We start from the raw sequence: 14,229 nt of genomic DNA, 5'->3' as shown, positions 1-14,229 counted from the left end.
CTATAAAAACCTAGTTCACTTTAATTTCGTTACCGCGTATATAACCATCCACATAATATTCTAGTTGTGCCAGTGCCCATTCAATATCAGTCTGAGTCGCGCTAAGTGCATGCATACGGTTAAATACTGCCAGAATTTCTGCCAATGGATAATGTTTCTCTACAGATCGTAGAATACGCTTATGTGAAGTAATTTCTGTATTTTCTTCGTCAATCAGCAGTTCTTCATAAAGTTTTTCGCCTGGACGTAGCCCAGTATATTGAATTTCAATATCGCCATTCGGGTTTTTATCATCTCTGACTTTGAGTCCGCTGAGAGAAATCATTTGTCGTGCCAGATCCTGAATCCGTACCGGCTCGCCCATGTCCAGCAGGAATACGTCTCCACCGGTTCCCAAAGCGCCAGCCTGAATCACCAGTTGCGAAGCTTCCGGAATGGTCATAAAGAACCGGGTCACTTCCGGATCGGTCACGGTAATCGGGCCACCTTTGGCAATCTGCTGTTTAAACAGCGGCACGACCGAGCCCGAAGAACCGAGGACATTACCAAAGCGCACAATACTGATCTGGGTCTGGTCTTGCGCTTCCGCCATAGCCTGACAATACAGCTCTGCCATCCGTTTGGTCGCGCCCATGACATTGGTCGGGCGCACCGCCTTATCGGTTGAAATCAGGACAAAAGTTTCTACACCCTTTTTAACTGCGGCATTGACACTGAATGCTGTACCGACTGCATTATTTTTCAGGCCAGCCAATGGATTACACTCGACCAATGGCACATGCTTATAAGCAGCCGCATGATAAACGGTTTGCACGCCGTACTGTTCAATTACCCGTTCTAACTTACGCTCATCCAGTACAGAGCCAAGAATCGGAATGATTTCACAGCTAGCGCTAAGGCGTAACTCTTTTTCAATGCTATACAGTGCGAATTCAGTCAGTTCATAAATAACCAGTTTGGCCGGCTGATTTTTAATAATTTGGCGACACAGTTCTGAACCAATCGAGCCACCCGCACCTGTGACCATGACTACTTTATTTTTAATATTTTTAGCCAAAAGCACTGGAACTGGCGGTACAGGATCACGCCCCAGTAAATCAATAATATCTACTTCCTGAATATCAGAAATTCGAATTTCACCATTGACCAGTTTAGTCAGACCCGGAATCTCGGTAATTTTTAAATGAGCCGGCTCTAAAAACTTAATAATTTCACTTTTACGTATTCGCCCTACTGACGGGAGTGCAATTAAAATTTCATCAATTTTGAATTTTGTAAAACATTTCAAAGCAGTATGTGGTAAAAAAACTTGGATACCACCAATATTTTGGCCACTTAAAGAAGGATCATCATCAATAAATATAATCGGTAGATGTTCATTAGAACGGTTTAAAGTAGCTGCTACCTGCTGACCAGCATGACCTGCTCCATAAATAGCAATCCGTTTTTTCGGTACACCTGACTTCAAATAAGATTGAACGACAAAACGAATAATACCCCGGCTGAACCAAACCCAAGCGAACATCATAAAGCCAAACATTAAAGGGATTGAGGTCGGAATAAACGCATGCGTACTATAAGCCAACAAGTACAAACCAATCACGCTTAATATGGTTGCCAGACCTAATTTGGCAATAAAAAATTCATTAAAGGTACGAACAATAAAACGGTATACACCACAGATAAACAGCGCAAAGACTGCAATACCACTGACCCAAACTGGCCCAAAGGGAATATTGGGTACAACTTCTGTACCGAGATCAAACTGTCGAATGGCATAACAAAGCCAGATTAGAACAGGGAAAATACAAAAGTCTAAAATGACTAAAAACGCGAGTTTTGCTGAACGTGGAGATTCAACCAGAGGAATTACAAGAGATTTCATATATTTTTCAGCACGTCATATCTTAATTTAAAGAAGTTGTTATTAAGACTTATGTTCTATGATACTTCCCACTTCCAAGAAAGAAAATGTAGGGATAACATTATTACTTGCAACTTTCACCCCAATACTTAAGTGTACAAATTGTTCAACCACCACATCATGGTCCAATAATGTACCCATATTTAAAATAGCACCATCTTGGATAATCGTATTCGTTCCAATAACACACCCAGCCATAATACTTACCCCCTGCCCTATTGTTACACTAGGAGCAATGACAGTTTGTGGATGTATAATAGTCGTAATGGGTATAGATAAATCAAGCAATAATTGTTGCCATTTTTGTCGTATTTGGTTATTTCCAACTGCTATAATGGCTTCAAAACTATGCAAATTGATTGCTTCTAAAGATTGAATATTTGCAATAATTGTATAGCGACCAACCTGTTGTTGCTCAGGCCATCGATCATCAACAAATGAAATACTCTTCCATTTACCTAGCAGTTCAGCAACTTCAGCAATTGATTGACCAAAACCGCCTGCCCCGAGAATCAGTAATTTTTTCTCAGGCATCAGGTGTTCCCGCTCTTAATTTAATAGCAATCAATATTAAAGGTAAATAAGCAATCAACACTGCGAATTCAGGATAGGCCCATTGTTGCATTACGGTCATATATGCAATTGGAAATAGCCAGAGAAGGTTAATCGCTGCTACAGCCAAAGTCACTGGCGTATGGCTGCCCCATTTACGCGATAAAATTTGATAGCTATGGCTGCGATGCGCATCATACATTTTATAGCCACTGAGCACGCGTTTAATCAGGGTATAAGTCGCATCGACCACAAATACACCTAGACAAATAATCCATGCACAAAACAATGCTAAGTTTTCTTTGAGGGCAATTAATGCCAAAATCCCTAATGTTAGCCCTAAAAACCCACTACAGGCATCGCCCATAAAAATTTTGGCTTTGGGAAAGTTCCATAATAGGAAGCCAAATACGCAGGCAGCTAATAACCAAAGTAGATCTGAATTCAGCGATGCATTTAGCAGATAGTACAAAATTGCCATACTCACTGTGGCGGTAATGGCTTCAACACTGGCAATACCATTAATGCCATCCATAAAATTATACAGATTGAGTAACCACACCAAAAATAACACAGCAATGATATTGGCTACAAAGCCGAGTTGCAGACCATTAAAAGCAGTGACTTCAGCAAAACCACCTAAACTGGTCACCGCACTTATAGCCACTAGAAAATGGATGGCTAGACGCAACATGGAGTTGATATGCCCATGATCATCTAAGAAACCAAGCAGTGCGATAACAAAACCTGCCCCCATAAGGGTTAAGCCTATATGGACTGTCAGTTGCTGGCTATAGATCAGCACAGCCAACACCAATAAATAGCTACACACCACAGCTACACCACCACCGCGTGGCGTGGGTACACTGTGGGAGCTGCGCTCATTGGGGTTGTCTATGATATTTTTCTTTAGGGCATAATGCCGCATGTAGCCTGTAAATAGTAATGTCAGTATAAAAAATACAATGCTCTGTGCAAAAATTGACATACGTGAATTACTCTTTCATTTTTAGATAATCTTGGCCTGCTTTTAACATGGCTTGCTGGGTACTTAACGGAGCTGTCCAGCCCAGTAGTTTTTGAGCCTTGGAAGCATCTACTTCAAGTGATTCAAACAGTTGTTCATAGAGTTTGGATTTCCCTACACATGCCGCCCCTAGTTTCATAAGAGGTTGTGGAATATAAATAAAATATGGGGTTTTTCCCATACCCTGTTTTAAGTATTGAACCAGTTCACGTGTGGAAATGCGACTTTGATCTGCCACTAAAAATGTTTGGTTGGCAGCGTTGGGATGCTCAATACAAACCTGAATAAAATCGACCAAGTTCTCAAGTGCGACAAAGCTACGTTTGTTTCGTGTACGTGTAAAAGGTAAAGGTAAATTGGTTGCGACTAATTTGAGTAAACGAGCAAAGTTACCTGGCGCGTGAGCTGCGTACACTAAGGGTGGGCGAATAATCACTAATTCAATGTCTGTACCAGCAAATAATTTTTTTAATGCTTCCTCTGCTTCTAGTTTGGAAACCGCATAATCTGCATGGGGTTGTGGCAGAGCATCTTCTGTAAACGGTTGCTGTGATGTCACTGAACCATTCACACCTATAGAACTCATAAATATGAAGCGTTTTACTTTTTTGTCCAAAGCCTGACGGGCAAGTTGTAATGTCCCTTCTACATTGACTTTACAAAATTCAGCTAATGGATCTGTCGTTTGTTCATTTAGAATATGAGCACGACCTGCTAAGTGAATAATAACGTCTACATTTTCTGGAAAATCTGCTTCAAAAATATTGCTGGCAACAAGTTGTTGAATCGTGGAAGGCAGAACATTACTTTGAGTACGAACTAAAACCATAGTGTCATACAAACTATTCACCCGTTCAGTTAGAGCTGAACCTACAAAGCCTGTTGCACCTGTTATTAGAACTCTCACGCCTTAGACTCTCTTTAAAATAGCTTTAATCATATAATAGGAAAAATAAAATAGAGAACTTATTAAATTTAGTTTTAAGTGCTTTCGATAAATAGTCCATGTCCAGCTCGCTGCTTTCAACTTATTTCCGGACAAATTCTTAGCATCTTCTGCTACTCTATAATAGGCTATAGGTTCCTGAATACCTATGCCTTTTACATCTGGGCTAGAGTTAAAAATTTCTAGCCAAAATAAATAATCTTCATGACCAATGTTTTTTTGCCGGATTTGCGAATATTTTTTAAAATTATAGATAGCAGTTAGATTACCTATTGGATTACCTTTTAATAACTCTTTTTTATCTAGTAAGTTAGGAACCTTTACTATATTTTTAATTCCATCATTATTAAATCTATAGTAAGAGCCATATACAACATCAACATCATTTCTTTCTTTCAAAACTGCTAATTGTTTTTCTAACTTATTATTATCCCACTTATCATCAGAGTCTAAAAAAGCGACATAATCACCTTTAGCCTGATCTAAACCAGTATTTCTAGTTTCAGCAACACCTTTATTCTTAATATTTTTAATAAGTTTTACTCTCTTATCTTTTAAAATAAAATTTTCTACAACTTGTGATGTTTGATCTTGTGAGCAATCATCAATTACTATTAGCTCAAAATTCTTATATGTCTGCGATAAAACACTATTTATCGAATCGGATATTAACTTTTCCGCATTATATGCAGGCATGATTATACTAACTAAAAAACTCATTACCACCTCAAAGCACTCAATAGTCTTAGAAAATAAATATTAAAGATTATTAAATAAATTTAACCACTGATTACTTATTAAATTTATATCAAATTTTTTATTAGAATTAAGAGCATAAAAATGCATATTTTCCCTTAGCTCTAAATTAACAATTAACTGTTCAATCCCATTAACCAAATCATTAACATTATAATCTTGTATTAAAAGCCCGTTTTTTTCATTAACAATAATCTCGGATGGGCCGTATGGACAATTATATGCAACTAATGGTAAACCATATGATTGCGCCTCAATTAAAACCATACCTAAACCCTCAAACTTAGAAGTTTGCACTAAAAAAGAAGCACTCTTATATACATTTTCAATATCATTTATATTTTTATGAATAGTGATATTCTTTAATGACAGTTCTTGAATAAGTTTTTTCAAATTATATTCTTCATCCCCATTACCGTAAATATCTAAAGACCAATCTGGAAATCTACTATAAATTAAAGACCACGCGTGAACTAGATCAGAAAAATTTTTCTCTGGAGATAAACGACCAACTGCTATAATTTTTTTTGACAAAGAATTATAAGTTAATGTTTCAGGAGAAAAAGGAGTTGAGTTATAAATTGTATGGACTTTCTGAACATCTAAAAATTTAAAATAATTTTTTGCATCAGCATAAGTAATTGTAACGAGAGCATCTAATCGTGAATATAAATATTTAGTTAAAAATTTACCAAGCTTAGATTTTGTAAAAAACACTCCATGTTCTAAACAAATATTTTTAGATTTAGGATTAACTAAAAGAGTGATTAAAGACAATCGTTCCATATTTTGAATAAAAAGAATATCTTCTTGATTTAAAGATTTTATCTTCCTTAAAAGTTTGAAAATAGATCCATTAAAATACTGTACATCTATATTTTTATTTATATCAAAAGCCGCCAATTCTCTACAAGTATCCAGATTCAAAATTACAATCTGGTAACCTGCATCATCTAACATATTAGCTAGTTGACAAGTTACACGCTCTGTTCCTGAGCGCCCTTTTAATGAAAGAATTAAAAAGTAAACTTTTTTCATAGGTTTCATTTAAATTGGCAACCTTTTATTTAACAGATAAATAGACCGTGAGATTAACAAAATACTAAAAATTAAGTTTCCAGTAATAAATGTTTCAGAAATTAATATTAATAAAAAAACAACAAATAGACAAAAAAAGTACCTATTATTTTCTATCTTTAAGTATAGATAAAAAAAAATGAAAAATAATAAATAAACTAGAAAACCTCCATTTAATAGAATATTAGCATAGCCAGAATCAACAAATTCACTTGAGTATGATGGAAGTAATGATAATCCACCAACTTCTGAATATAGGGATTGAGCAATACTTAGCCTATAAGTTAGTAAGTGATTAAAATCAATATTAGAATAGACCCAAATTCCATTAGCAATAAAAAAGATAATAATTAAAGGAATAATACAAATAAAAATAAGAGCTCCATATCTTATAAAAGGGAGGAAGAAATTATATTTTGATAAGTAAATTAAAAATATAAAAAAAACAACAGCATATAAAGGAGTCCTTGAGCCTGTGGAAAAAGTCAACCATAAAAAAAATAAAAAAATAAAAAAACTTAATAACTTATTTTTATAAACGATGGAAACCATTAGAATTTGAGCGATATACATAGATGCAGCATTTGGATTATTAAAGCCATATGTTTGCCTTAAATTTGAAAGCGTAAATTCACTATCATCCATTAAAACCTTACTCTCAATTATATTAAAATGTGAAAGCAAAAAAATTGAAGAAAAACTTAAAATTGAAGCACCTATAGTAATTTTTATTGCTTGTTTATTATTAATAAAGTCAGCAAAAATTATACCTGGTAAAATCATAAATGCCATAATTATAAGAAATGGATTCATCGTAATTAAGAAAAATGCAGAAAATATTAAAAAATATAATTCTATTTTCCCCAAACTCCCTTTCAAAAATATAAGTAAAAGCATTAGAGCCAGTAAAAAAACTCTAGTATACAAAGATATAATAGATGCAAACTCATCATTAACCACTAAAGCCGTATAGGAAAAACCTGCCACAAAAATATAAATTGAAAATAAAATTAATATAGCAGCCTTTAATGCTAACGTGTTACCCATTACAATAAGCCTCCCCTTCTAAATCCAAAGTTTCAATATTTGAATTAAAAAAGAATTCATATAAGTCTGTATATTTTTCATATAATTGCTTATCGTATATTAAAAATGCACTAACATTATCTATAGAATTCAAGTTTAAAAGTGCAGTACTCAAGAATGAGTATACCTTAACATTATAACCTTGATTTAATAGTGTAATTACATAATCCTCAATAATAAGATTTGAATTTATTATATTAATAGCTTCCGGAAGATTTCTTTCACGAGGATGAGGGAAGTAGTTTATAACACCTATTTTAGAAAGAATTGCATTTATATTAATATTTTTACCAATATTATATTCAGAATAGGGTTGACCTAAAAAAATACTAAATTCCTTGGACTCTTTATCTCTCTCTTTATCAGAAATAAATAAAGGTAAAAAAACAGAATTTTTACATATATTTTCTACACCATTAAATATGGTATAGTGTTTTTCCGAAATAGAAACTATTTCCTTTAAATTATACCTGATACCTAAAAAAATTCTTAAATATCGCAATAGCAAGGAATAATCTCTATTTTTATAATACAAGCCTTTCTTATATATATTTGCCACACCATCGTCAAATGTAATAATATCTTTATAATTAATAGATGAACAAATGTAATGAATAAAAAAACTATCCACACTTGCAAAATAGATATTATAATATAAAGAGTCAAATTTATTTTTTAGCAAATTAACTAACTGAAAAAAATAATATAATCTATATATTTTACTTTCTTTTTCCATTATTAACCTAAAGGAGACAAGACATTTTGAACTTAGCTTCTTATAATAATAATTATATTTTTCATTATCATCATAGTACATAACTAAAAGATGATAATTATCGTCTGGATATAAATCTATTATTTTTTCTGCAATTAGCATCTGTAATGGTGTAACACAGATTATCAAATTATTTCTCATTTTTTAAAAACCACCATAAAATCAATACCAAAAATATATTTGAAAAAATTAAAGCATATGGTATTAAAAAAATACTTTTTGCAGAAAATAACCATAGAAAGAGTATATAAATAAGTGTACTGATAATCGTACATTTTGACAATTTTTTTGTATAACCATGATAAAAAAAATAATTCACTAAAATTAGATAAGGTATATTCAAAGATATGCCAAAAACATACATATATGTAAAATATTTAGAGCCACTATATTCTTGCCCTAAAAACCAAATATAAGCACTTTCTGGTATAAAAAAAGCCAATCCACCAGGAATTAAAGTCAAAGGCAAAGAGTATAAAGCCAATTTTATGATTTTACTCTCATTTAAAGTTTTATTTTTTAATTTTTCATAATACGTTGGAACCAATGCTTTATTAAGAACTCCTAATATTATAGTCAATAAACCAGCTATCTGCACTCCAGCAGAAAAGACACCTAAAGATAAAGCATCATACTGTTTATATATAAAAATCCTATCTATTTGTCCTTTAATTAGTAAAGAAAACGAATGAAAGAAAATTGGGATACCATAACTTAATAAATACAAACTATATAATTTTATCTTTTTTAAATTTACAAACTTATAGGTATTCTTAATAAAGAAAAAAATAATTGGGATTAAAACTACAATACTTGACCATAGCATTGCATCTAATCTTAACTTTACTTTATCACCGTCCATTAATTCAAGAAATGAAAACGTAAAAATAATTAGTAAAATAGCAGAACTTATTTGAATTAATATATATTCAAATTCTTTTTTTTGAGCCTGTAAAGTTGCCATATGATAGTTAATTAATATTGCAACTGATGATATAGATGCTAAGAGAAACCAATATTTTATTTTTAATAAAAATAATGAAATAGCAACTAGAATAGTTAGAGCAAACATTAATATCATACTAGAAGTTCTTAAATATGGTAATGCCTTTTTCCCCTTTTTATAATAATAGCTAAAAGTTGCAGCCTCTTGCCCTAAACTAATAAATATGCTCGCAAAGGCAATAATAGTAAGAGCATACGCTAACTCACCGTAACCAGCTGGTCCTAGTTTTCTAGTTAAGTATGGTATAAAAAAAAATGGTAAGCCTTTGGAAATCATTTCACCAAAAAAATAAATAACTATTGAGCTTCTAGCACTCATTATTTAATTTTCCATTCTTCTTTATTTAAATTTAAAAAATATGAATACCAATCTTTTGATCCAAAAAAAATTGATAAGATATAAATAATTTCAAATAAAATCTTAATTTTAAAACTTCTCTTATTTGAAATAATAAATTTAAAGTTATATTTTTTCTTTAAAAAATTACACCATTCTATAATTTTCTTTACTTCCATTAACTCCCTTTTATCAATTTCACCTTTTAAAATACCACCAATAATATAAAGCAATGTATTTTCATAAAAAATTTCATTGAATCTAACTAAAACACCTTCTTCTATTTTTTTATTATTTAGATAATAGTGGTTTTCCAACCCTTCATATGAAGTTAGTAGGCGATCATAATATTTTCTATTAAATTTCTGCCTAGTTATAGAGTTTTGATTTTCTACATACTCATAAACTGCATCATTAAACTTAAAAAAATTATTTAAAAAAATTGGCAAAATATAAATTAAATAATTATCTTCATATATAACTTTTTCAGGATAAGTAACATTATTTATTATAAAAACATCTCTACAAAATATCTTAGTTACTATTCGCCCTAAATCCAAATATTTATTTTCAAAAGATGGGTAATATCCAGACTCCACATTACCCATTGAATTAGTTATTTTATTATTTTCTCTAATATTAAAATCAATAAAGTCAAAATTAACATCAAGTTCTATTGCTTGCTTTAATCGCTCATATGCATTTGATATATCTATGTTATCATCTGAGTCTACAAACCATATATATTTTCCTGTCGCATTTTTTAGACCATTGTTTCTAGCACCTCCCGGCCCTTTATTTTCTTGATCTATAATTTTCAAACATGAACTTTTACTAAATTCTTTATAATAATTAATTAGCTTACTAAAAGTTGAATCAACTGAACCATCGTTTACTAAAATAAATTCTATATCTTTATTTTCAGTTAATGTTCTTTTAATGATATGACGTAAAGACTCGCTTCTATCGAAAGTATTAAAAAAAGGAATAACTATTGACAATAACATTACTTTAGAATTTCCCACTTTACTGGTGTATTACCAACCACATCCCGTAAAACTACTTTACCAATAATTTCATCAAAAAACTTAGGTGCTAAACCAAAACCAGGGCGAACGCTACGTATACAAGTTTCATCAATGACATCGCCTACTTTCATATCTTTCACAAAATAAAGCGAACGTCTAAATTGTGCATTGCCTTGCTCACTAGATTTACGACCATAATCTACCTGCCCTAAAGCCTGCCATGCTGTTTTGGCACCAACACATAATTGTTTCAAATCTTCAGGTTCTAATGAAAAACTATCATCAGGCCCACCGCCATTACGATCTAAAGTAAAATGCTTTTCTATAATAGAAGCACCTAATACAACCGAGGCAATCGCAGTTGTATTATCTAAAGTATGATCAGACAAACCAACAGGAATATTAAAACTTAAAGCCATATCCTGAATCGTTCTTAAATTATAATCTTCTGCTGGTGCAGGATAACCACTTACACAATGTAAAATTGCCAACTCTTTACACCCGCCATCATAGGCCGCTTGTACTGCTTCTGCAATTTCTTCTTTATCTGCCATACCTGTAGAAATAATCATTGGCTTACCTGTAGCAGCCACATATTTAATTAATGGCAAATCTACTGCTTCAAAAGATGCAATTTTATATGCAGCTGCATTTAGGTCTTCCAGTAAATCTACCGCTGTTCGATCAAAAGGAGAGCTAAAAATAGTAATATCTAGGTCACGAGCATAATCAAACAAAGGCTTATGCCACTCCCAAGGCATATGTGCTTTCTCATAAAGCTCATATAATGACTGACCATCCCACAGCCCTCCACGAATCATAAATTCTTCATTTTTACTATTAAGGGTAATGGTATCAGCCTTATAAGTTTGTAGCTTAACAGCATCTGCACCACAGACTTTTGCCTGCTCTATAATTTTTAACGCTGTTTCTAAACGACCATTATGATTGGCAGACAATTCAGCAATAATATAAGGAGGAAAATCAGTTCCAATTTTTCTATTATTAATTTTCATTTTTTAAAGCCTCATTACTTAGTAAAAACTCAGACTCACACCAAATAACTAATTTCTCATTTTGAAAAATACTATATTCAATAATGACAAAACGACCAATTTGAGTTTTTAATTTCGCTCGTCCTTCAAGCTCTAAACCTGGATAAACAGGCATTTTATAATCTACTTTTTGAGATAAATAAATAGCATTTTGAGCAGGAAACTCCATAGCTGCAATTTTTGAAATTTCAGCTAAAATTAAAGCTCCGTGCACAATTCTTTCTGAAAAACCGAGTGTTACTGCACGCTCATTACTTAAATGTACTGCATTCTTATCACCTGAAAGTTCAGCAAACTTATCTATCTTATTCCCTGAAACTTCAAAGTTCCAATTATAATTTTTTTCTATCAAATACTTATCATTATTTTTCGTTTTCAAGTAGTCACTTTTAAATAAGGATAACTGATAAATATCATAATATTTACCATCTCTTAAGTAATCTTGTCTTTTTACCCCTTCAACCTTAAATCCAAACTTGCGATGAAAGCTAATAACCGTAGTATTAAACTCTAAAACCTCACAATAAAGTTTATTTAAATCTAATTTATTAAAAGCATAATCTAAGGCGAGTTGCTCCATTTCAGAGCCTATACCTCTAACAGTAGTATCACCTGAGTAAAATGCCCAAGTCGCTTTTTTATTTTTTTTATCAATTTCAGAAAAAGACAACACTCCTAATGGTTTTTGATTTTGCTCATAAATAAAATATTGACAGCTATCACTTTTAAGAATTGAGGCAAACCATTTCATATGAGTATCTAAATCAATCATCTCGTGGTTATACATGTTTAATCGTACTGAATCTTGATTTCGCCACTTCAAAATCATTTCTGCATCAGCAAGCTGAATTGAACGGATATTTCCTTTAAACATTTGCTACCTCTAAAATCATCTCAACCACACGTTGTGTGCCTTTACCATCTATCAAACTCATTATTGCTGTTTTTCTATGACTATATTTTGCATCTGTTAAATCTAGATTTTGTAATAGTTTTAAAATATCATCTGTTGTTAAAGAATTAACATTACCAAGATTATCAATCAAATTCATTTTAGTCAGATAGTTTAAAAGTGGTGTCTGATTCTCAGCCATTTCTATCAACCCTGAATTCAGCCCCAAACAAAATCTCTCCCAAACCGTTGAACCACATGCACCAATAGCATATTGGCTCTGAGACATAATATCCGCCATATTTACTGCTGTTTCTACAATCTTGACTTTTGAATATGAAATAGATTTCTCTAACTCTAAAAGTAGATGCGGATCTAACCCGCCTGTAACAATATAAAAAGATTGCTTTTTAAAAATATTAATTGCTTCAATAACTTTTGATAATAAAGAATAGTTTCCTATTCCTCCAAAATTAATCAAAATATGCGCCTCGATATTAGGCATTTGCTGTAATTTTTTCTCTCTTAAATTTAAAAACTCATCCCTTAACAATACAAAAGATGGCCCCAATAATTTTTTTGTTGTTGCTTGAACTAAATTATCATATCGTTGTTCATATGAAGGCAGATAGTTTTGGTCAATTAAAAAATCACAATCATGCTGACGGTCAGCTAAATCATCAATAACCATTACTCGTTTGCAATATGGACGTAATACTTGTTCCCAGCGTATATCCAAAGCATAATGATCAACAATCAACCAATCTGGCTTTAATGCTTCCATAAGAGGAGTACATAAACTCGCATCTGCTTTTTGTGTTGCACCTAGCCAAGAAGCATGCGCAAGATCAGCATTAAGGTTTTGCAACTTATCTTCTTGAGATAAATCCATATAAGGCAATGCATCAACATGATAGCCTCGCTGGGTAATTAGACCAATCAAGTTGCCAGAATGCTCACGACAAATAAAATAGCATTCCGCCCCCCGATTCTTCAAAGCATCAGCTAAAGTCAAACACCGCATGACATGCCCTGTACCCATTTGAATAGAGGCATCTACCCGAAAGACAACTTTCATTGCTGTATTGCTTTGAATAACCATTCAGCACGATCCCAGTCTTCTTGTGTGTCTATATCTTGTACTCTAAAACGCGGTAACTCTACAACACTAGATTGAGAGGCAAAAATCATCTCTTTATTAAACCAAGCTCCCGCAGTACCCCAGTAGAACTGCCCAGCATCATGCCAGGCTTCTTCTAAGTCTTGAGAGCGTACATTAAAATATTGTGGTGAAAACATTTCCACAGTGTCATCTGCATTCAGCTTTATTGCACGTTGAATTGGGAATGGGTAAGTTGTTGCACTAAACACATAATTCAAATCGCTATTATTTTTAATCTTTTCTAGCCCCTGCACCAAGTCTGCTTTGGTCACAAACGGAGCAGTCGCATATAAGCAGCAAATATAATCTGGCAAGGTATGATTTAACTTATCAAACTCCTCTACTGCATGTGACATCACATCTGCAGTGGTTGCAAAGTCATCAGACAAATGTGCAGGTCTTAAAAAAGGCACCTTTGCACCATAAGCTTGTGCAACTGCCGCAATTTCCTCATCGTCTGTAGATACCCAAACCTCATCAAAACAACCACTATCTATAGCTGCTTGAACTGACCAAGCAATCATAGGTTGGCCATGAAACATCTTTATATTTTTACGCGGTATTCTTTTACTTCCACCACGTGCAGGAATCACAGCCAACTGCATAG

General features: G+C 32.8%; 14 protein-coding genes. All 14 read right to left on the bottom strand.

The features are described 5' to 3' along the window. Positions 1–10: 10 nt before the first annotated feature. Positions 11–1,885 carry a polysaccharide biosynthesis protein gene (locus tag AC13CK_RS06275; RefSeq protein WP_425880013.1) on the bottom strand — a complete coding sequence of 625 codons (1,875 nt, stop codon included), beginning with the start codon at positions 1,883–1,885 and terminating at the stop codon, positions 11–13. A 42-nt stretch (positions 1,886–1,927) separates the two neighbouring features. After that, positions 1,928–2,458, bottom strand: coding sequence for an acetyltransferase (locus AC13CK_RS06270; RefSeq protein WP_425880014.1), 531 nt, complete (start codon positions 2,456–2,458; stop codon positions 1,928–1,930). Then, positions 2,451–3,464 carry an MraY family glycosyltransferase gene (locus AC13CK_RS06265; RefSeq protein ID WP_425880015.1) on the bottom strand — a complete coding sequence of 338 codons (1,014 nt, stop codon included), beginning with the start codon at positions 3,462–3,464 and terminating at the stop codon, positions 2,451–2,453. The genes AC13CK_RS06270 and AC13CK_RS06265 overlap by 8 nt, the downstream gene beginning before the upstream one ends. A gap of 7 nt (positions 3,465–3,471) precedes the next feature. Continuing rightward, complete coding sequence (locus tag AC13CK_RS06260) at positions 3,472–4,410, bottom strand: NAD-dependent epimerase/dehydratase family protein (RefSeq protein WP_425880016.1); 939 nt, start codon at positions 4,408–4,410, stop codon at positions 3,472–3,474. Positions 4,411–4,413: 3 nt separating this feature from the next. Continuing rightward, positions 4,414–5,169 (bottom strand): glycosyltransferase, encoded by a 756-nt coding sequence (locus AC13CK_RS06255; protein ID WP_425880017.1) that lies wholly within the window; start codon positions 5,167–5,169, stop codon positions 4,414–4,416. A 39-nt stretch (positions 5,170–5,208) separates the two neighbouring features. After that, positions 5,209–6,252 (bottom strand): glycosyltransferase, encoded by a 1,044-nt coding sequence (locus tag AC13CK_RS06250; protein WP_425880018.1) that lies wholly within the window; start codon positions 6,250–6,252, stop codon positions 5,209–5,211. After that, a complete protein-coding gene (locus AC13CK_RS06245) occupies positions 6,253–7,329 on the bottom strand; it encodes a hypothetical protein (protein WP_482831018.1) in 1,077 nt (358 codons plus the stop codon). After that, complete coding sequence (locus AC13CK_RS06240) at positions 7,322–8,185, bottom strand: glycosyltransferase family 52 (RefSeq protein ID WP_482831024.1); 864 nt, start codon at positions 8,183–8,185, stop codon at positions 7,322–7,324. Before AC13CK_RS06240 ends, AC13CK_RS06245 begins: the two co-directional genes overlap by 8 nt. Positions 8,186–8,273: 88 nt before the next feature. Beyond that, the gene (locus AC13CK_RS06235; protein ID WP_425880020.1) at positions 8,274–9,467 is read right to left on the bottom strand and encodes an oligosaccharide flippase family protein; all 1,194 of its coding nucleotides are present in this window, start codon (positions 9,465–9,467) and stop codon (positions 8,274–8,276) included. After that, positions 9,467–10,492, bottom strand: a complete 1,026-nt coding sequence (locus tag AC13CK_RS06230; protein WP_425880021.1) for a glycosyltransferase family 2 protein — start codon at positions 10,490–10,492, stop codon at positions 9,467–9,469. Before AC13CK_RS06230 ends, AC13CK_RS06235 begins: the two co-directional genes overlap by 1 nt. After that, a complete protein-coding gene (gene pseI / locus AC13CK_RS06225) occupies positions 10,492–11,529 on the bottom strand; it encodes a pseudaminic acid synthase (protein ID WP_425880022.1) in 1,038 nt (345 codons plus the stop codon). The genes AC13CK_RS06230 and pseI overlap by 1 nt, the downstream gene beginning before the upstream one ends. Further along, positions 11,519–12,442, bottom strand: coding sequence for a UDP-4-amino-4,6-dideoxy-N-acetyl-beta-L-altrosamine N-acetyltransferase (gene pseH / locus AC13CK_RS06220; protein WP_425880023.1), 924 nt, complete (start codon positions 12,440–12,442; stop codon positions 11,519–11,521). Before pseH ends, pseI begins: the two co-directional genes overlap by 11 nt. After that, on the bottom strand, positions 12,435–13,562 hold the full coding sequence (gene pseG / locus AC13CK_RS06215; RefSeq protein ID WP_425880024.1) for a UDP-2,4-diacetamido-2,4,6-trideoxy-beta-L-altropyranose hydrolase: 1,128 nt from the start codon (positions 13,560–13,562) through the stop codon (positions 12,435–12,437). The genes pseH and pseG overlap by 8 nt, the downstream gene beginning before the upstream one ends. Then, positions 13,535–14,227 (bottom strand): pseudaminic acid cytidylyltransferase, encoded by a 693-nt coding sequence (gene pseF, locus AC13CK_RS06210; RefSeq protein WP_425880025.1) that lies wholly within the window; start codon positions 14,225–14,227, stop codon positions 13,535–13,537. Before pseF ends, pseG begins: the two co-directional genes overlap by 28 nt. Between the last annotated feature and the right edge of the window lie 2 nt (positions 14,228–14,229).

Source organism: Acinetobacter sp. L-24, assembly GCF_056857555.1.
The sequence above is the reverse complement of the archived record's forward strand: the minus strand, read 5'-3'. Positions and strand labels throughout refer to the sequence as shown.

What these genes read in the sequence shown, in the direction of transcription:
- pseF (WP_425880025.1), bottom strand. Translation starts at nt 14,227, where the DNA reads ATGCAGTTGGCTGTGATTCCTGCACGTGGTGGAAGTAAAAGAATACCG.
- AC13CK_RS06270 (WP_425880014.1), bottom strand. Translation starts at nt 2,458, where the DNA reads ATGCCTGAGAAAAAATTACTGATTCTCGGGGCAGGCGGTTTTGGTCAA.
- AC13CK_RS06235 (WP_425880020.1), bottom strand. Translation starts at nt 9,467, where the DNA reads ATGAGTGCTAGAAGCTCAATAGTTATTTATTTTTTTGGTGAAATGATT.
- AC13CK_RS06275 (WP_425880013.1), bottom strand. Translation starts at nt 1,885, where the DNA reads ATGAAATCTCTTGTAATTCCTCTGGTTGAATCTCCACGTTCAGCAAAA.
- AC13CK_RS06230 (WP_425880021.1), bottom strand. Translation starts at nt 10,492, where the DNA reads ATGTTATTGTCAATAGTTATTCCTTTTTTTAATACTTTCGATAGAAGC.
- AC13CK_RS06240 (WP_482831024.1), bottom strand. Translation starts at nt 8,185, where the DNA reads ATGTACTATGATGATAATGAAAAATATAATTATTATTATAAGAAGCTA.
- pseI (WP_425880022.1), bottom strand. Translation starts at nt 11,529, where the DNA reads ATGAAAATTAATAATAGAAAAATTGGAACTGATTTTCCTCCTTATATT.
- AC13CK_RS06245 (WP_482831018.1), bottom strand. Translation starts at nt 7,329, where the DNA reads ATGGGTAACACGTTAGCATTAAAGGCTGCTATATTAATTTTATTTTCA.
- pseG (WP_425880024.1), bottom strand. Translation starts at nt 13,562, where the DNA reads ATGGTTATTCAAAGCAATACAGCAATGAAAGTTGTCTTTCGGGTAGAT.
- pseH (WP_425880023.1), bottom strand. Translation starts at nt 12,442, where the DNA reads ATGTTTAAAGGAAATATCCGTTCAATTCAGCTTGCTGATGCAGAAATG.
- AC13CK_RS06265 (WP_425880015.1), bottom strand. Translation starts at nt 3,464, where the DNA reads ATGTCAATTTTTGCACAGAGCATTGTATTTTTTATACTGACATTACTA.
- AC13CK_RS06250 (WP_425880018.1), bottom strand. Translation starts at nt 6,252, where the DNA reads ATGAAACCTATGAAAAAAGTTTACTTTTTAATTCTTTCATTAAAAGGG.
- AC13CK_RS06255 (WP_425880017.1), bottom strand. Translation starts at nt 5,169, where the DNA reads ATGAGTTTTTTAGTTAGTATAATCATGCCTGCATATAATGCGGAAAAG.